At 60.1% G+C, this 16,826-nt stretch carries 15 protein-coding genes and 1 tRNA gene; 9 read left to right on the top strand and 7 right to left on the bottom strand.

All coding sequences use genetic code 11. The features are described from left to right. Nucleotides 1–73 precede the first annotated feature (73 nt). Nucleotides 74–1,045 (bottom strand): TRAP transporter substrate-binding protein, encoded by a 972-nt coding sequence (locus SWE17_RS05970; protein ID WP_322992196.1) that lies wholly within the window; start codon nucleotides 1,043–1,045, stop codon nucleotides 74–76. Nucleotides 1,046–1,240: 195 nt separating this feature from the next. Then, nucleotides 1,241–2,932 carry an electron transfer flavoprotein-ubiquinone oxidoreductase gene (locus tag SWE17_RS05965; protein WP_322992195.1) on the bottom strand — a complete coding sequence of 564 codons (1,692 nt, stop codon included), beginning with the start codon at nucleotides 2,930–2,932 and terminating at the stop codon, nucleotides 1,241–1,243. Nucleotides 2,933–3,083: 151 nt separating this feature from the next. Between SWE17_RS05965 and SWE17_RS05960 the strand changes: the two genes are divergently transcribed. Both SWE17_RS05960 and SWE17_RS05955 read left to right on the top strand, forming a co-directional pair. Next, nucleotides 3,084–3,866, top strand: coding sequence for an SDR family oxidoreductase (locus SWE17_RS05960; RefSeq protein ID WP_100119686.1), 783 nt, complete (start codon nucleotides 3,084–3,086; stop codon nucleotides 3,864–3,866). 10 nt (nucleotides 3,867–3,876) lie between these two features. Further along, nucleotides 3,877–4,299, top strand: a complete 423-nt coding sequence (locus SWE17_RS05955) for an acyl-CoA thioesterase (protein WP_322992194.1) — start codon at nucleotides 3,877–3,879, stop codon at nucleotides 4,297–4,299. A gap of 45 nt (nucleotides 4,300–4,344) precedes the next feature. On the opposite strand, the gene SWE17_RS05950 is transcribed toward SWE17_RS05955, so the two are convergent. Further along, complete coding sequence (locus tag SWE17_RS05950) at nucleotides 4,345–5,241, bottom strand: metal-dependent hydrolase (protein WP_322992193.1); 897 nt, start codon at nucleotides 5,239–5,241, stop codon at nucleotides 4,345–4,347. A gap of 101 nt (nucleotides 5,242–5,342) precedes the next feature. Between SWE17_RS05950 and SWE17_RS05945 the strand changes: the two genes are divergently transcribed. Then, nucleotides 5,343–6,011, top strand: a complete 669-nt coding sequence (locus tag SWE17_RS05945) for a TetR/AcrR family transcriptional regulator (RefSeq protein ID WP_322992192.1) — start codon at nucleotides 5,343–5,345, stop codon at nucleotides 6,009–6,011. A 132-nt stretch (nucleotides 6,012–6,143) separates the two neighbouring features. Here SWE17_RS05945 and SWE17_RS05940 read toward each other — a convergent pair whose 3' ends face one another. Beyond that, nucleotides 6,144–6,737, bottom strand: coding sequence for a peroxidase-related enzyme (locus tag SWE17_RS05940; RefSeq protein ID WP_322992191.1), 594 nt, complete (start codon nucleotides 6,735–6,737; stop codon nucleotides 6,144–6,146). A gap of 57 nt (nucleotides 6,738–6,794) precedes the next feature. Here SWE17_RS05940 and SWE17_RS05935 point away from each other — a divergent pair, with 57 nt between their 5' ends. From SWE17_RS05935 to SWE17_RS05925, 3 genes are all read left to right on the top strand, one after another. Next, the gene (locus tag SWE17_RS05935; protein WP_322992190.1) at nucleotides 6,795–7,220 is read left to right on the top strand and encodes a carboxymuconolactone decarboxylase family protein; all 426 of its coding nucleotides are present in this window, start codon (nucleotides 6,795–6,797) and stop codon (nucleotides 7,218–7,220) included. Nucleotides 7,221–7,319: 99 nt separating this feature from the next. After that, a complete protein-coding gene (locus SWE17_RS05930; RefSeq protein ID WP_322992189.1) occupies nucleotides 7,320–7,991 on the top strand; it encodes a nitroreductase in 672 nt (223 codons plus the stop codon). A gap of 56 nt (nucleotides 7,992–8,047) precedes the next feature. Beyond that, nucleotides 8,048–10,366, top strand: a complete 2,319-nt coding sequence (locus tag SWE17_RS05925) for an acyl-CoA dehydrogenase family protein (RefSeq protein ID WP_322992188.1) — start codon at nucleotides 8,048–8,050, stop codon at nucleotides 10,364–10,366. A 10-nt stretch (nucleotides 10,367–10,376) separates the two neighbouring features. On the opposite strand, the gene SWE17_RS05920 is transcribed toward SWE17_RS05925, so the two are convergent. Next, a complete protein-coding gene (locus SWE17_RS05920; RefSeq protein WP_322992187.1) occupies nucleotides 10,377–10,937 on the bottom strand; it encodes a PAS and helix-turn-helix domain-containing protein in 561 nt (186 codons plus the stop codon). Between the two features lie 86 nt (nucleotides 10,938–11,023). Here SWE17_RS05920 and SWE17_RS05915 point away from each other — a divergent pair, with 86 nt between their 5' ends. Both SWE17_RS05915 and SWE17_RS05910 read left to right on the top strand, forming a co-directional pair. Beyond that, nucleotides 11,024–11,731, top strand: a complete 708-nt coding sequence (locus SWE17_RS05915; RefSeq protein ID WP_322992186.1) for a CoA transferase subunit A — start codon at nucleotides 11,024–11,026, stop codon at nucleotides 11,729–11,731. A 1-nt stretch (nucleotide 11,732) separates the two neighbouring features. Continuing rightward, entirely contained in the window at nucleotides 11,733–12,374 is a 642-nt protein-coding gene (locus SWE17_RS05910; RefSeq protein ID WP_322992185.1) for a 3-oxoacid CoA-transferase subunit B, read from the top strand. A gap of 50 nt (nucleotides 12,375–12,424) precedes the next feature. On the opposite strand, the gene SWE17_RS05905 is transcribed toward SWE17_RS05910, so the two are convergent. Together SWE17_RS05905 and SWE17_RS05900 are read right to left on the bottom strand one after the other, a co-directional pair. After that, nucleotides 12,425–12,498, bottom strand: a tRNA-Gly gene (locus SWE17_RS05905). A 13-nt stretch (nucleotides 12,499–12,511) separates the two neighbouring features. Further along, on the bottom strand, nucleotides 12,512–13,990 hold the full coding sequence (locus SWE17_RS05900) for an NAD-dependent succinate-semialdehyde dehydrogenase (RefSeq protein WP_322992184.1): 1,479 nt from the start codon (nucleotides 13,988–13,990) through the stop codon (nucleotides 12,512–12,514). A 179-nt stretch (nucleotides 13,991–14,169) separates the two neighbouring features. Here SWE17_RS05900 and alaS point away from each other — a divergent pair, with 179 nt between their 5' ends. Further along, a complete protein-coding gene (alaS, locus tag SWE17_RS05895; RefSeq protein WP_322992183.1) occupies nucleotides 14,170–16,821 on the top strand; it encodes an alanine--tRNA ligase in 2,652 nt (883 codons plus the stop codon). The last annotated feature ends 5 nt before the right edge of the window (nucleotides 16,822–16,826 follow it).

Raw genomic sequence — 16,826 nt, 5'->3', positions numbered from 1 at the left:
AAAAATCCTTCACGACAAAATCAAAAAACGCCCGCCAATCCAGGATTGAGCGGGCGTTTTCACAAACTTCAGATTACTTGTAGTTGCGGATACGGTCCAGGTTGGCTTTGCCGAACTGCTTTTCAAACTCGGCCATGGCGGGGCCCATGGTGGCCAAAAACTTGGACTTGTCCACGTTCTCGATGATGTTCATGCCTTTTTTACGCAGCTCAGCCACGCCGTTGGCATCGTCTTTGTCCACGCGGGCACGGTTGGCTTTGACAGCCTCTTTGGCCGCGTCGAGGAAGATCTGCTTGTCGGCAGCGCTGAGTTTGTCAAACGAGCCCTTGTTCATCAAGATCACCACGGGTGAGTAGACGTGGCCAGTCAATGTCAGGTGCTTTTGCACTTGGTCAAAGTTGGAAGCCATGATCACCGACAGTGGGTTCTCTTGACCGTCCACAGTGCCTTGTTGCAAAGCGGTGAACACTTCAGGGAAAGCCATCGGTGTGGTCACGATGCCCAAGCTCTTGTAGGCAGCGACGTGCACGGGGTTTTCCATGGTGCGCATCTTCAGGCCTTTGAGGTCATCAGGCAAATTCACAGGGCGCTTGCTGTTGGTCATGTGGCGCACGCCGTTTTCACCCCAGGCCAAAGCCTTGAAGCCTTTGGAGTCGAACTTGGTCAGCAGCTCTTGGCCGATGGGGCCGTCCAGCACAGCGCGTGCGTGTGCTTTGTCACGGAACAAGAAGGGCACGTCCAGAATGCGAGCTTCTGGCACAAAATTGGGGACAGGGCCCGTCGATGTGGTGGCCAATTCTTGGGTGCCCAATTGCACCGATTCGATGGACTCGCGCTCGCCGCCCAAAGAGCCGGAGTAGAAGTTCTGAATCTTGATGCGGCCGTTGGTGCGCTTTTCGACTTCTTTGGACAGGGTGTCGATGGCTTCACCTTGGTGGGAGTTTTGGCCCACCGAAATGCTGTTGCGCATGACGGTTTGTGAAGATGCCGTGGTCATGATGCCGATGGCCAAGCTCAGGCCCAACATCAATTTGCTCAATTTCATGGGATAACTCCTCGTGGATTGGTGGATGACAACAAGTTGGACATCAACTTGTCATACAAATTTGATTATGGGGTCTCAAAGACGCGGTTGGACTACGGGTTTTCGCGGGGGTGCTGATGCCTAGGCGACGCACTAATTCTGAGCGATCACCACCAAAAAGAGGCCCTTTCGGGCCTCTCTGTGGCGATGGCTGCCTTACATGCCGGTGTAGTTGGGCCCGCCGCCGCCTTCGGGCGTCACCCAGACGATGTTTTGTGTCGGGTCCTTGATGTCGCAGGTTTTGCAGTGCACGCAGTTTTGCGCGTTGATCTGCAGTCGGTCTGAGTTGTCCTCGTTTTTCACGTACTCGTACACCCCAGCTGGGCAGTAGCGGCTCTCGGGGCCAGCGTATTTCGCCAAGTTGATGCCCACGGGCACCGACGCGTCTTTCAGCGTCAGGTGGGCTGGCTGGTTTTCTTCGTGGTTGGTGTTGCTGATGAACACGCTGCTCAAACGGTCAAAGGTGAGTTTGCCATCGGGCTTGGGGTAGTCGATCTTGGGGCAATCGGCCGCAGGCTTCAGATACGTGTGGTCGGCTTTGTCGCGGCGCAGCGTCCACGGAATGTGGCCGCGCAGCACGAACTGCTCAAAACCGTTCATGAGTGTGGCCACCGTCAGGCCCTTCTTGAACCAGGTCTTGAAGTTGCGTGATTTGTTGAGCTCGGTGTAAAGCCAGCTGGTTTCAAAAGCCTCGGGGTAGGCGCTCAACTCGTCATGCTGGCGGCCCGCCACGATGGCGTCGTAAGCGACTTCGGCAGCCAGCATGCCGGTTTTGATAGCGGCGTGGCTGCCCTTGATGCGGCTGACGTTCAGATAACCGGCGTCACACCCGACCAGTGCGCCACCCGGGAACACGGTCTTGGGCAGGCTCATCAGGCCGCCTGCGGTGATGGCGCGGGCGCCGTAGCCGATGCGCTTGGCATTGACTTCGCCCTTGTCGTTGGTGAAGTACCACTTGATGTTGTTATGGGTTTTCCAGCGCTGGAACTCTTCGAAGGGGCTGAGCCAGGGGTTGGCGTAGTCCAGACCCACCACGTAGCCGATGGCGATTTTGTTGTCTTCCATGTGGTACATGAACGCACCGCCATAGGTGTCGTTGTTCATGGGCCAGCCAGCGGTGTGCATGACAAAACCGGGTGTGTGGCGTGAGGGATCAATCTCCCAAACTTCCTTGATGCCGATGCCGTAGGTTTGTGGATCGCGGCCTTCGTCGAGTTTGTATTTGGCGATCAGCTGCTTGCCCAGATGGCCGCGTGCGCCCTCGGCGAACACCGTGTACTTGGCGTGCAGTTCCATGCCCAGCTGGAAGTTTTCGGTGGGTTCGCCGTCTTTGCCCACGCCCAGATTGCCGGTGGCCACACCTTTGACACTGCCGTCGTCGTTGTAGAGCACTTCGGCGGCCGTAAACCCGGGGAAGATTTCCACGCCCAGGTTTTCGGCCTGTTGGCCCAACCAGCGGGTGAAATTGCTCAGGCTGATGATGTAGTTGCCGTGGTTTTGCGCGCACTCGGGCAGGAAGATGCCGGGGGTGCGGGTGGCACCAGTTTCAGACAGAAAGCTCCAGGCGTCGTCGGTCACGGGCTGGTTCAGCGGTGCGCCCAGTTCTTTCCAGTTGGGGAAGAGTTCGGTCAGGGCTTTGGGGTCCATGATGGCGCCCGACAAGATGTGCGCGCCGGGCTCGCCGCCTTTTTCCAAGACCACGACCGACACATCCTGGCCCTTTTCAGCGGCCAGTTGTTTGAGTCGAATGGCAGTAGACAGGCCGCCGGGGCCGCCACCGACCACGACCACGTCGTATTCCATGGATTCGCGGGGGCCGTAAGTGCTCAGGATTTCTTCGGGGCTCATGAACGTCTCTTCTAGGGAAGGGGTCAAAACAAATGTCCAGACACGGGGGTGTCGGGCGTGTGACTCATTTTATGCGGCTCTTTTGGGCTTGCCCCGCACAATGGCGTCAGCAGTTTTGCCCCGCAGGGGTTTCCATCTTGAAGGAGTTGTCATGGCTTATGAAATCGATTTGTCCGGCCGCGTGGCTTTGGTTACGGGGGCTTCGGGTGGTTTGGGGGCGCAATTTGCCCGAACGCTGGCCGCAGCAGGTGCGGGCGTGGTGTTGGCCAGTCGCCGCATGGACAAGCTCAAAGACCTGCGGGCCGAGATCGAGGCGGCGGGTGGCGACGCGCATGTGGTCGAGATGGACGTGACCGACCGCCACAGCATTGCGGCCGCTGTGGCACACGCCGAAACCGAGATGGGCAGCATCGACATTTTGGTGAACAACTCGGGCGTGAGCACCACCCAGCGCATCCAGGACGTGACCGAAGAAGACTACGACTTCATCATGAACACCAATGTGCGCGGCGCATTTTTTGTGGCGCAAGAAGTGGGCAAGCGCATGCTGGCTCGGGCCAAGGGCTCCGCCCCGGGCAGTTTCACAGGCGGGCGCATCATCAACATCGCCTCGATGGCGGGCCTGAAAGTTTTGCCGCAAATTGGTGTGTACTGCATGAGCAAGGCCGCCGTGATCCAGATGACCAAGGCTTTTGCGGTGGAGTGGGGCAAATTCGGCATCAACGTGAACGCGATTTGCCCTGGCTACATCGACACCGAAATCAACCACCACCACTGGCAGACCGAACAAGGCCAAAAGCTCATCAGCATGCTGCCGCGCAAGCGTGTGGGCCAACCGCAAGACCTGGATGCCTTGCTGATGCTGCTGGCCAGCGACCAAAGCCACTTCATCAACGGCGCGGTGGTGTCGGCCGACGACGGCTTCGCGGTTTGAGGGCTACGCCATGAAGCTGGAGCTGCCTGAGCACAAAAAGCAAGTGTTTGAGTTGGTCATCCCCATCCGCTGGGGTGACATGGACGCCATGGGGCACGTCAACAACACGGTGTACTTTCGCTACATGGAAACGCTGCGTATCGACTGGTTCGAGGCCATCGGGTGTCGGGTCAACCCGCAAGGGCAGGGGCCGGTCATCGTGAACGCGTTTTGTAATTTCTACAAACAGTTTGAGTTTCCGGGCGACATTCTGGCCAAGATGTTTGTGAGCGACCCGGGCCGCACCACCTTTGAGAGCTGGTGCACGCTGGAGCGCACCGACCACCCTGGGGTGATCTTTGCCGCAGGTGGCGCGACCACGATTTGGGTGGATTTCCCCAATCAAAAAGCCGTGACCCTGCCCGATTGGATGCGGGACTTGGTCAGCGACTGAGAGTTTTTGATCTTGTGTGGGAGCGCACCTCTGTGCGCGAATGCCTTAGGCCACAGGCTGGGTTGCTGAACCCACCGCACGCCACTGGTCGGCGTGGTTTTGCAGCCAATCTCGAGACAGCGTAGCGCTGCCTACTTGCATGGGGTGAAAGTCTTTGCGGGTGTAAGCCATGATGGGCTTGGCCACGCGCCAAACCATGCCGTGTCGACCGAACAAAAACTTGCTGGCTGACCACCAGGTGGACGGCTTGAACAGGGTCTTGTCGTGCCAGAGGTTGTTCACGGTTTGGCGGAACACGTCGGTGCTGAACTGGATGGTCACGTACCAGAACCAGCGCATGCGCCACTGGTGGTTGCCGCCCAAGCGCTGGTACAGGTCAAAGGCCACGCACTTGTGCTCGGACTCTTCGGCCGCGTGCCAGCGCCACAAGGTTTTGAGGGGTTCTTCGGCACCGGCAAACCAGTCGCCTGGCTGGTCCAAGCGCTCCAAGGTCAGGTCACCAAAGATCGAGGTGTAGTGCTCAAAAGCGGCGGTGATGGCCAACTCGTGCAGGTAGCCCTTGTCGCTTTTGCTGAAAAACTCTTCGCGGCCTTTTTTGAGACGCTGCTCCGCGCGTGGCCCCCAGTGGTTGAGCAAGCCTTGTTTTTCCAGGTGTGCGTTGTAGAGCGCGTGCAGGTGGCGGTGGGTCGCCTCTTGACCCACAAAGCCCTTGGCGATGTGCTTGAGTTCGGCGTTTTCTGGCGTGTCGGGCAGGTTTTTTGCGCCCGACTTGACCGCGTCGATGAAGGACTGTTCTCCCACAGGAAAACTCATGGACAAGGCATTGGCATAGGCCGTCAAAAACGCATCACCGCCATTCCAGTGGCGAGAAAAGCCTTGGCTCAAGTCCACGCTGAGTCGGCGAACGGTCAATTCGGTGGGGGCTGCAGGGTATGTGCTCATGGGGCGTGCCTTGGAATATGGGTCAGAATGTGAGCATTGTTCAGGTTTTGCAAAGACCTTGCAACTCGCGATCTGCTCACATTTTGGAATGGATTTTTTCGATGCCCAGCCCGAAACCCGATAAAGCAACATCTCCGCTGCAAGGCCCATCCAGCCTCAGGCGCCAGCCCTCACAAGCCCGCGCCCAGCAAACCATGCAAACCTTGTTCAAAGCGGCTGCTCAGATTTTGGACAAGGACGGGGAGGCCGGTTTGACCACCAACAAAGTGGCCGCCGCTGCAGGTTTTTCGATTGGCACGCTTTATCAGTACTTTCCGAGCAAGGAGGTCTTGGTGCGGGCCATGGCGCTCAAAGGCCAAGACATGGTTTTGCAAGCCCTTGAGCAATACCTGGCCGCGCTGGAGTTGCGGCCCGATGTGTCCACGATGGACCCGCAAGACCTGTTGCGTCAAGCCATGCGCATCTTGCTGCAAGGGTTTGCCAGCGGAAAAGGTTTTAGCCAAAGCCTGATTCGCTTGGGCTGGCTGATGGAGCAACCCCAGGAGACGGCCAGCGTGGTGCGCCAAGTGGCCGATCGCTTGGCGATCTTTTTCGAGCGCATCAACCATCCTGAATTGAAGTCGCCATCGCCCGCGCAGTTGTTTGTCCTCAGCCGCTCGGTGATCGGCACCTTGCGCAGCGCCAGCCTCGAAAAGTCACCGCTCTTGGGCAGTGCGGCGCTCGAAGACGCGCTGGTTCAGGTGGCTTGGGCCTTGTTGGCCCGCCGGTGATCGAACCGCCCCATCGCGGCGGGGGCGCCGCTCCTACAGTGAATATTGTTTGTAGGAGCCCTGCCCTCGGGGCGAGGGTTTGGAGTCTGCGGGCACCTTTTCGCGGCGAGGGTGCCGCTCCCATATGAACGATCAGGCGGGTTTGGCTTTGGGCGCACGGCCCATCAGATAAAACTCGGGGTTGGGCATCATGCCGCTGAAACTGGCCATGCGGTTAGACAGACCAAAGAACGCGGTGATCGCCGCGATGTCCCAAATGTCTTCGTCGTTGAAGCCGTGCGCGTGCAGGGCTGCAAAGTCGGCGTCTTCCACTTGGTCAGACTGATTGCAGACCTTGAGCGCAAAGTCCAGCATGGCGCGTTGACGCGGGCTGATGTCAGCCTTGCGGTGGTTGACGGCCACTTGATCGGCCACCAGCGGCTTCTTTTCGTAGATGCGCAAGATCGCGCCGTGCGCCACCACGCAATACAGGCAGTGGTTGGCCGCGCTGGTGGTGGTCACGATCATCTCGCGCTCGCCCTTGGTCAGGCCACTCTCGCGCCCCACCGACTCGGGCACCATCAGGGCGTCGTGGTACGCAAAGAAAGCGCGCCATTCGGCTGGGCGGCGTGCAAAGGCCAGAAACACGTTGGGGACAAAGCCGGCTTTTTCTTGAACTTCCAACACTTTGGCTTTGATGTCGTCGGGCAAGTCGTTGATATCGGGGGCAGGGTAGCGTGTGCTCATGGCGTCTCCAATGGGTGATGCATTTGATTATGCTCATGACACTTAAAGGAGCCTGTCATGTCCAACACACCCTCACGTTCACCCATCGAGCAAGCCCGCGAGGCTCGCCCCGAAGACGCCGCCTTCCAAGCTGGCCTCTCCACTCGCTCCCAGGTCATGGGGCCGGAGTACGTGGACCGCGCCTTGGGCACTGCCACCGACTACACCATGCCCATGCAAGAGTTCATCACGGCCAACGCTTGGGGCAACGTTTGGCAACGCCCAGGGCTGGACCTCAAAACCCGCAGTCTGATCACCGTGGCGATGCTCGCGGCCCAGGGCAAGCAGCACGAGCTCAAGGCCCATGTACGCGGCGCCATCAACAACGGGGCGACGCCCGAAGAACTGCGCGAAGTGATGCTGCACGCCACGGTGTATTGCGGTTTTCCTACCGCGATTGACGCCTTCCGCAGCGTCACCGAGGTGGTCGAGTCTCTGGCCTGAGCGAGGGCGGGCCTTGTCAAGGCGAGTAACGAAGGCAACAGGGCCGCATTGACGGGTCTTGGCTTTTCGCCGATTCTCGGGTGAGGAGACACAACACCCATGGAATTTTCAGAACTCATCAAGGCCCGAAAAAGCGTTCGCGGCTACCAGCAAAAACCGGTCCCCCGCGAGGTGATCGAAGAGATCATCGAGGTGGCCAAATGGTCACCCTCGTCCATGAACACCCAGCCTTGGTATGTGCATGTCGTCACGGGCGAGCCCTTGGACCGCATTCGTCGGGGCAACACCGAAAACATGGTCAAGGGCGTGCCCCCTAAGCGCGACTTTCCGATGAAAGAGTCTTACGAGGGCATTCATCGCAAGCGCCAGGTGGACATCGCCATCCAGCTGTTCGACGCCATGGGCATCGCCCGCGATGACAAAGAGCGGCGCACCGATTGGGTCATGCGCGGTTTCCGTCAGTTCGATGCGCCTGTATCGCTGGTGCTGACCTATGACAAATACCTCGAACCTGCGGCCATCAGCCAGTTTGATTTGGGTGCTTTGTCCCACGCCATCGTGCTTGCCGCCTGGGAGCGTGGCTTGGGTACCGTGATCAACGGCCAAGGCATCATGCAGTCGGCCGTGGTGCGCGAGCATGCGGGCATTCCGGACGATCAGAACATCATGATCTGCATTGCCATGGGCTACCCGGACGAAGACTTTGTGGCCAACAGCGTGAAGTCGGTGCGCGAAGACGCCGCTAACTTTGTGCGTTACGTCGGCTTCTGATCTTTTTATCCACTCGCAATCGGGCGATGGCGACGGACTTTTTGAGAGAAGACCCCATGAACATGAGCAAAGACGAACTGGCTTTTCGTGACGAAGTGCGCGCCTTTTTGGCGGCCGAGTTGACCGATGAGATTCGCCTAGGCGGGCACCGCACCTCGGGCATTTTTTCGGACTACGAGGTTGGCATCCCTTGGCAGCGGGTTTTGGCCAAGCGCGGCTGGGCTGCGCCGCATTGGCCGGTGGAGTGGGGTGGCTGTGCCTGGACGCCCAGGCAGCACGACATTTTTGCCAGCGAGATGTCGGCGGCCGACGCGCCCAAAGTCTCGCCGCTGGGCCTGGTGATGGCCGCGCCCGTGCTGGTGGCGTTTGGCACGCAGGCCCAAAAAGAGCGTTGGCTCGCGGACATTCGCAACGGCGTGAGTTATTGGTGCCAGGGCTACAGCGAGCCGGGGTCGGGCTCCGACTTGGCCTCGCTGCAATGCCGCGCCCGCCGCGAAGGCAACGAGTGGGTGATCAACGGCTCCAAAATCTGGACCACTCACGCCCACAACGCCACGCACATGTTCTGCTTGGTGCGCACCGACAACAGCGGCAAGCCCCAGCAAGGCATCAGCTTTTTGATGTTCGAGTTGAACAATCCGGGCATCCAAATTCGGCCGATCATCAGCATCTCGGGCGACCACGAATTCAACCAGGTCTTTTTTGACGAGGCCCGCGTACCCGCGGACGCCCTGATTGGCGAAGAAAACCAAGGCTGGACCATTGCCAAATTTTTGTTGGAGCACGAGCGGGGCGGCTCGTCTGCGCCGTTCTTGCGGGGCCGCCTGGCCCGCTTGCGCGAGTCCTTGCAAGAAGCCTTTGCGCAAGGCGCGTCGGGCACCGAGCACGAAGACATCGCCTTGACCCTGGCCACTGCACAGTGCCGCATCGACGCCTTGCACGCGTGGGAACAAGAGGTGCTGACCGCCCGCATTGGCGGCGGCACGCAACCTGCTTGGATGCCCGCTGCGCCGTCCATGGGCAAGGTGCTGGCGACTGAGCTCAAGCAGCACCTGACGGAGTTGGGCCTGGAGATTGCCGGCCCCTATGGCGCCAGCAGCCTGACCATTGAGGAGGCTGCTGCCCACACGCTGCCTGTGCCCGAAGAATCGGTTTTCGCAACCCGTGCGTATTTGAACGACCGCGCCGCATCGATTTATGGCGGCACCAACGAAGTGCAGCGCAACCTGATTGCCCGCCACGTTCTGGGCGCCGAGGTGGTGGAGCCCGTGCTGCCTCTGGACGAGACGCAGGCCATGCTCGTGGCCAGTCTGCAAGGCTGGCTGCAAGATAAATTGCCGTTTGACAAGCGGGCGCCAATGATCGCCACGCCAGAGGCAATTGAGCCGTTGTGGCAAGGCCTGGCTCACGAGCTGGGCCTCTTGGGCGCTGCGCTGCCTGAACACCTGGGCGGCATGGGTGGCGGTTTGCCTGAGCAGCTGCTGATCTGCCAAGCCCTGGGTGCGGCTTTGGTGGGCGAGCCTTACAGCAGCTCGGCCGTCTTGGGCGCCAACTTGCTGCAGGCGCTGGGCGACCCGGCGTTTGACGTTTTGCTGCAAGGCCTGGCCGAGGGCCAAGTGCGTTTGGCCGTGGCGGCTTTGGAGCCATCCGGGCGCACGGATTTGGGCCGGGTGCAGACCCGTTTGCACAACTCAAATGGCCAGTGGCACATCAGCGGGCGCAAAGCCCTGGTGCGCGGCGCGCCCGGTGCCACCCACTGGCTGGTCAGCGCACGAGACGATGCAGGCCAATTGCGCATCGGCCTGATCGACCCCGCAGCCAGCGGTGTGCAGCGGCGTGATGTTCGGCTGATTGACGGTGCCTGGGCGGCTGAGTTGGCCTTTGAACAAACGCCCGTGAGTGCCCTCATTGGCCAAGGCGATGCGTTGGCCGCGCTCTCGCAAGCTTGGGACACCGCCACCCTGGCCGCAGGTGCCGAGGCCGTGGGCGTGATGCAAACCTTGATGCGCGACACGCTGAACTACACCAGCCAGCGCAAACAGTTTGGTCAGCCTTTGGCTGCTTTTCAGGCCTTGCAACACCGCATGGCCGACATGTACATGGCCCTAGTGCAGGCCGCGGCGGCGGTGGGCGCTTGTGCCGATGCGCTGGGCGACAGCCCCGAGCGCCGCGCCGAGCGGGTGTCATCAGCCCATGTGACGGTGCTGCGTGCGGCACGCCTCGTAGGGCAGGGCGCGGTGCAGCTGCACGGCGGCATGGGCATGACCGATGAGCTGGCTGTGGGCCATGGCTTCAAACGGCTGACGGTGATGGAGCAGCAATTTGGCGGGGTGGCCCAGCACTTGCGGCGGGTGGCGGGTTTGGCCCGAGCCTGAGCTTGAATGCTCACCCCCGCATCAGCTTCTGAATCAAATCCGCTGCCCCTGAGGCCTGGTATTTGCGCATGAGTTTGACGCGGTAGATTTCCACCGTGCGGTGGCTGATGCCCAGAGCTTTGCCAATCTCTTTGCTGGTCAGGCCATCCATCAGGTGGGCGGCGACTTCGCGTTCGCGGGCGGTGAGTTCGGCTTTCACGGGTTTGCGGGCCGAGAGGTCTTCAAAGGTCCAGATGCCGGCTTCGTGCGGGGCGTCGCGGTTGAGCGCCCGGCCGGTCACATGGCACCAGAAAGTTTCGCCTTTGAAGCGGCCATCCACGCGTTTCATCACCCGGTCGTCGGCGTACACGCCTTTGGCGTTCAGGATGGGGGTGATGCGCTGGCCGGTGCGCTCGTACTCGTCGGCACTGGGGTAGAGCAGTTGGAAGGTCTGGCCGATCAGCTGTTCACGGGGCACGCCAAACATCTCGCACACACGCTGGTTGCAGTCGACCATGGTGCGGTTGCGCGAAAGCACCATGCCGATGGGAGCAAGGTCAAATGCAAGGCGGTAGTCGATGTCGGTGTGCATGTTTGGCTAAGGTCCAGCCTCTACGAAAAACTACGTAGTTAAATACGTAGTATCGTAGCGTTTTCATCCTCTATTTGGAGATTGGCGTGAACAAGATTTTTCCTTCCGCAGCCGAGGCCCTCAAGGGCATCGTGGCTGACGGGCAACTCATTGGTGTGGGCGGTTTTGGCCTGTGCGGCATCCCCGAAGCCTTGATTGCGGCCCTGCGCGATAGCGGCGTGCAAAACCTGACCGCGATTTCCAACAACGCGGGTGTGGACGATTTCGGTCTGGGCTTGCTGCTGCAAACCCGCCAGATCAAAAAGATGATTTCCTCGTATGTGGGCGAGAACAAAGAGTTCGAGCGCCAGTACCTGGCGGGCGAGCTGGCTTTGGAGTTCACCCCCCAAGGCACACTGGCTGAAAAGCTGCGTGCAGGCGGCGCCGGCATCCCGGCCTTCTTCACCAAGACCGGTGTGGGCACTTTGGTGGCCGAAGGCAAAGAGCTGCGCGAGTTCGATGGCGAGACCTATGTGATGGAGCGTGCATTGGTGCCCGATGTGTCGCTGGTCAAAGCGCACCGCGCCGACAAGTCCGGCAACCTGCAGTTCCGCTACACCTCGCGCAATTTCAACCCGGCCGTGGCCATGGCAGGCAAGATCTGCGTGGTCGAGGTCGAAGAGATCGTCGAAACCGGCGACATGCACCCCGACAGCGTGCACCTGCCGGGCATTTATGTGCACCGCATCGTGCTCAACACGAAGCCGGAAAAGCGCATCGAGAAACGCACCATCACTGAAAAGGCGGGAGTCTGATATGAGCTGGAGTCAAGACCAAATGGCTGCCCGTGCGGCCCACGAACTGGAAGACGGTTTTTATGTGAACCTGGGCATCGGCATCCCCACGCTGGTGGCCAACTTTGTGTCCGCCGACAAGGAAGTCTGGCTGCAAAGCGAGAACGGCATGCTGGGCATTGGCCCCTTCCCAACCGAAGACGAGGTCGATGCCGACCTGATCAACGCGGGCAAGCAAACGGTGACCACCATCAAGGGCTCGTCGATCTTTGGCAGCGAGCAGTCGTTTGCCATGATCCGTGGCGGCAAGATCAACCTGTCCATTCTGGGTGCGATGCAAGTGACCGACAAGGGTGATCTGGCCAACTGGATGATCCCCGGCAAGATGGTCAAGGGCATGGGCGGCGCGATGGACTTGGTGGCGGGCGTCAAGCGCGTGATCATCCTGATGGAACACGTCGCCAAGAAGAAAGACGGCACCGAAGACATGAAGATCCTGCCCGAGTGCACATTGCCGCTCACCGGTAAGGGTGTGGTTGACCGCATCATCACCGACCTGGCCGTGATGGACGTGACCGAAGCGGGCCTCAAAGTGGTCGAGTTGGCACCGGGCGTGACGCCTGAAGCGCTGCAAGCCAAGACGGGTGTTGAGCTGATTTTTTGATCAGTACTTCAAGTCCCCAATGAAAAGGCCCCGTGAGGGGCCTTTTTGTTTGGAGCGGGTGATGGGAATCGAACCCACGTTATTTGCTTGGGAAGCAAGAGTCCTACCATTGAACGACACCCGCGAAGGAGTGGAGTTTACTTCAGGATGTCGCCCATGCAGAGGTACTTGATTTCCACATAGTCGTCCATGCCGTGGTGCGAGCCTTCGCGGCCCAGACCCGACTGCTTGACGCCTCCAAAGGGCACATGCTCGGTGGCCAAAATGCCCACGTTGATGCCGACCATGCCGTATTCGAGGGCTTCGCTCACGCGGAAAATGCGGCCCACATCGCGGCTGTAGAAGTAGCTGGCCAGACCAAACTCGGTGTTGTTGGCTGCAAAGATGGCGTCTTGTTCGGTCTTGAACTTGAAGATGGGCGCAAAAGGACCAAAGGTTTCTTCTTTGGCGCAAACCATGTCAGCGGTCGCATCAGCGATGACGGTGGGTTCAAAAAACTGTCCGTCCAGGCGCTTACCCCCTGTGAGCACACGTCCGCCCTTGGCAATGGCGTCTTTCACATGGCGCTCAACCTTGTCAATGGCCGAGGGCTCGATCAGCGGGCCTTGGTTCACGCCGTCGGCAAAGCCGTTGCCGACTTTGGCGGTGTTGACTTTGGCCGCGAACTTGGTGGCGAACTCTTCGTACACCGACTCCTGCACATAAAAGCGGTTGGTGCACACGCAGGTCTGGCCTGCATTGCGGTATTTGCTGGCAAATGCACCTTCCACAGCGCTGTCGATGTCGGCATCCTCAAAGACGATGAAGGGCGCGTTGCCCCCCAATTCGAGCGACATTTTTTTGACGGAGGGTGCGGACTGCGCCATGAGGATGCGGCCTACCTCTGTGGAGCCTGTGAAGCTGATGTGGCGCACCACATCAGAGGCGCACAGCACTTTGCCAATGGCGATGCTTTGTGGGCCGTCGGCGGTGATGATGTTGAGCACCCCGGCTGGGATACCGGCGCGGATCGCCAGCTCGGCCGCGGCCAAGGCTGTGAGCGGGGTTTGCTCGGCGGGTTTGATGACCACGGGGCATCCGGCTGCCAGCGCCGGGGCCACTTTGCGGGTGATCATGGCCAACGGGAAGTTCCAAGGCGTGATGGCTGCGCACACGCCAATGGGCTGCTTGAGCACCAAGAGCCGGCGGTTGTTGTCGAACTGGGGCAGGGTTTCGCCGTTCACGCGCTTGGCTTCTTCGGCAAACCACTCCACAAAACTCGCGCCATAGGCCACTTCGCCACGCGACTCGGCAATGGGCTTGCCGTTTTCTGCAGTCATGAGGCGGGCCAAGTCTTCGGTGTTGGCGACAAGTAAGTCAAACCACTTGCGCAAGATGATGCTGCGCTCTTTGGCGGTCTTGGTTTTCCAGGGGCCCCAGGCGGCGTTGGCTGCGGCAATGGCGGCCTCTGCCTCGGCGGCGCCCAGGTTGGCCACGCTGGCCAAGTACTGGCCTGTGGCCGGGTCGTTCACCTCAAAACGTTGGCTGCCCGCCACCCATTGGCCGTTGATCAGGGCGTCGGTCTTGAGCAAAGTCGGGTCGTTCAGCAGGGCGAGAGGGGATGTCTTCATGTCCATGGGTATCTCCAAAATTCTCAAAATGGGGCTGGGGTTTCAAAATTAGCCAGAGCTTAGCCCGCGCCGTTTGTTTGAGCTGTCACAAAAGTCGCAAAACCCTGCGGTGGACTGGCCAGCCCGAGATCTGCCTCTTGAGGGCAAATCTATAATGGCAGGTTGCACTTTGAGCGAAACACCCCATGAGCCAAGCCACTTTCTCCGTCTCTGACATCCGCAAGACCTTTTTGGACTTTTTTGAGTCCAAAGGGCACACCGTGGTGGCCTCCAGCCCCTTGGTGCCGGGCAACGACCCCACCCTGATGTTCACCAACTCGGGCATGGTCCAGTTCAAGGACGTGTTTTTGGGCTCGGACAAGCGCTCTTATGTGCGTGCTGCGTCTGTGCAAGCCTGCCTGCGGGCCGGTGGCAAACACAACGATCTAGAAAACGTGGGCTACACCGCCCGCCACCACACCTTCTTCGAGATGTTGGGCAACTGGTCTTTTGGCGACTACTTCAAGCGCGAGTCGCTGGAATGGGCTTGGGAGCTGTTGACCCAGGTTTACAAGCTGCCTGCCGACAAGCTCTACGCCACCGTCTACATGGAAGACGACGAGGCCCATGGCATTTGGGAAGGCATTTTTGTCAAAGCCGGCTGGACCCCTGAGCGCATCAAGGCAGAGAACCGCATCATCCGCATCGGTGACAACAAGGGTGGCCGCTACAAGTCGGACAACTTCTGGATGATGGCCGACACCGGCCCTTGCGGCCCTTGCTCCGAGATTTTTTACGACCACGGCGCACACATTCCCGGCGGCCCACCCGGCAGCCCCGATGAAGACGGCGACCGTTTCATCGAAATTTGGAACAACGTGTTCATGCAGTTCAACATGGACGAAACCGGTGCCGTCACGCCGCTGCCTGCGCCTTGCGTGGACACCGGCATGGGCCTGGAGCGCCTGGCGGCCATCTTGCAACACGTTCACAGCAACTACGAAATCGATATTTTTGACGCGCTGATCAAGGCCGCTTCGCGCGAGACCGGCTGCACCGACCTGAACAACAAGTCGCTGCGCGTGATTGCCGACCACATCCGCGCCACCGCCTTCTTGGTGAGCGACGGCGTGGTACCGAGCAACGAAGGCCGTGGTTATGTGCAGCGCCGCATCATCCGCCGCGCGATTCGCCACGGTTATTTGCTGGGCCAAAAGACCCCGTTCTTCCACAAGCTGGTGCCCGATTTGGTCAAGCTCATGGGCGCGGCTTACCCCAACATGGCCGACCAGGCCGAGCGCATTGCCGACGTTTTGCGTGTGGAAGAAGAGCGCTTCTTTGAGACGTTGCAAAGCGGCATGCAAATTTTGGATGCGGCCTTGGACGGTGGCGTGAAAATGCTGCCTGGCGAAGTGGCCTTCAAGCTGCATGACACCTACGGCTTCCCGCTCGATTTGTCGGCCGATGTGTGCCGTGAGCGCGGCCTGAGCGTGGACGAGGCTGGTTTTGCCACCGCCATGGAAAAGCAAAAAGCCCAGGCCCGTGCGGCAGGCAAGTTCAAGATGGACAAGGCGCTCGACTATTCGGGCGTGGGCAACGACTTTGTGGGCTACGACGATCTGACAGCCAACGCCAAAGTGCTGGCTTTATACGCCGACGGCAATGCCGTGACCGAGCTGAAAGCTGGCCAGGCAGGCGTGGTGGTGCTGGACACGACCCCGTTCTACGCCGAGTCGGGCGGTCAGGTGGGCGACCAAGGCATGATCCACAACGCGGGCGGCCAGTTCAACGTGGCCGACACGCTCAAGATCAAGGCCGATGTGTTTGGCCACCACGGCGAAGTCAACTCTGGCAGCCTCAAAGTGGGCGACGCGGTGCAGGCGCATGTGGACATGACGGTGCGTGCCGCCACCGTGCGCAACCACTCCGCCACCCACCTGATGCACAAAGCCCTGCGCGAAGTGCTGGGTAGCCATGTGCAGCAAAAGGGCAGCTTGGTGAATGCCGAGCGCACCCGCTTTGACTTTGCGCACAACGCGCCCGTGACCGACGCCGAAATCCGCCAGATCGAAGCCCAAGTGAACGCCGAAATTTTGGCCAACGCCGCAGCACAAGCGCGTGTGATGGACATCGAAAGCGCGCAAAAGACCGGCGCCATGATGCTGTTTGGCGAGAAGTACGGCGAGACCGTGCGTGTGCTCGACATTGGCTCCAGCCGCGAGCTGTGCGGTGGCACCCATGTCAAAGCCACGGGCGACATTGGCCTGTTCAAGATCGTCAGCGAAGGCGGCGTGGCCGCTGGCGTGCGCCGCATCGAGGCGGTGACGGGCCAAAACGCATTGGCTTATCTGCAGTCACTCGAAGACACCGTGACCCAAGCCGCGGGCACGCTCAAAGCCCAACCGGCTGAGCTGAACGCCCGCATTGCGCAGGTGCTCGACCAGGTCAAGGCGCTGGAGAAAGAATTGGCTGCAGCCAAAGGCAAGCTGGCTTCGGCCCAAGGCGACGAGCTGATGACGCAAGCGGTGGACATCAAGGGCATCAAGCTCTTGGTGGCCCAACTGGAAGGTTCGGACGCCAAGACCCTGCGCGACACCATGGACAAGCTCAAGGACAAGATGAAAACCGCCGTGATCGTGCTCACGGCTGTGGACGGTGAGAAGGTCCAGATCGCTGCAGGCGTGACCGCCGACACCACAGGCAAAGTCAAGGCGGGCGAGTTGGCCAGCTTTGTGGCAGGCCAAGTGGGCGGCAAAGGCGGCGGCAAACCCGACATGGCGATGGCCGGTGGCACCAATGCAGCGGCGTTGCCTGCTGCGATGGCCAGTGTGCAGGCTTGGGTGACTGAGCGGCTCTGACCGGG

Origin of the sequence: Limnohabitans sp. (assembly GCF_034680285.1) — a bacterium.
Classification (GTDB): Bacteria; Pseudomonadota; Gammaproteobacteria; order Burkholderiales; family Burkholderiaceae_C; genus Limnohabitans_A.
Note: the sequence above shows the minus strand (reverse complement) of the source record. Positions and strands in the feature narration are given on the sequence as shown.

What these genes read in the sequence shown, in the direction of transcription:
- SWE17_RS05965 (WP_322992195.1), bottom strand. Translation starts at nt 2,932, where the DNA reads ATGAGCCCCGAAGAAATCCTGAGCACTTACGGCCCCCGCGAATCCATG.
- alaS (WP_322992183.1), top strand. Translation starts at nt 14,170, where the DNA reads ATGAGCCAAGCCACTTTCTCCGTCTCTGACATCCGCAAGACCTTTTTG.
- SWE17_RS05955 (WP_322992194.1), top strand. Translation starts at nt 3,877, where the DNA reads ATGAAGCTGGAGCTGCCTGAGCACAAAAAGCAAGTGTTTGAGTTGGTC.
- SWE17_RS05910 (WP_322992185.1), top strand. Translation starts at nt 11,733, where the DNA reads ATGAGCTGGAGTCAAGACCAAATGGCTGCCCGTGCGGCCCACGAACTG.
- SWE17_RS05960 (WP_100119686.1), top strand. Translation starts at nt 3,084, where the DNA reads ATGGCTTATGAAATCGATTTGTCCGGCCGCGTGGCTTTGGTTACGGGG.
- SWE17_RS05945 (WP_322992192.1), top strand. Translation starts at nt 5,343, where the DNA reads ATGCCCAGCCCGAAACCCGATAAAGCAACATCTCCGCTGCAAGGCCCA.
- SWE17_RS05935 (WP_322992190.1), top strand. Translation starts at nt 6,795, where the DNA reads ATGTCCAACACACCCTCACGTTCACCCATCGAGCAAGCCCGCGAGGCT.
- SWE17_RS05920 (WP_322992187.1), bottom strand. Translation starts at nt 10,937, where the DNA reads ATGCACACCGACATCGACTACCGCCTTGCATTTGACCTTGCTCCCATC.
- SWE17_RS05900 (WP_322992184.1), bottom strand. Translation starts at nt 13,990, where the DNA reads ATGGACATGAAGACATCCCCTCTCGCCCTGCTGAACGACCCGACTTTG.
- SWE17_RS05970 (WP_322992196.1), bottom strand. Translation starts at nt 1,045, where the DNA reads ATGAAATTGAGCAAATTGATGTTGGGCCTGAGCTTGGCCATCGGCATC.
- SWE17_RS05950 (WP_322992193.1), bottom strand. Translation starts at nt 5,241, where the DNA reads ATGAGCACATACCCTGCAGCCCCCACCGAATTGACCGTTCGCCGACTC.
- SWE17_RS05940 (WP_322992191.1), bottom strand. Translation starts at nt 6,737, where the DNA reads ATGAGCACACGCTACCCTGCCCCCGATATCAACGACTTGCCCGACGAC.
- SWE17_RS05930 (WP_322992189.1), top strand. Translation starts at nt 7,320, where the DNA reads ATGGAATTTTCAGAACTCATCAAGGCCCGAAAAAGCGTTCGCGGCTAC.
- SWE17_RS05925 (WP_322992188.1), top strand. Translation starts at nt 8,048, where the DNA reads ATGAACATGAGCAAAGACGAACTGGCTTTTCGTGACGAAGTGCGCGCC.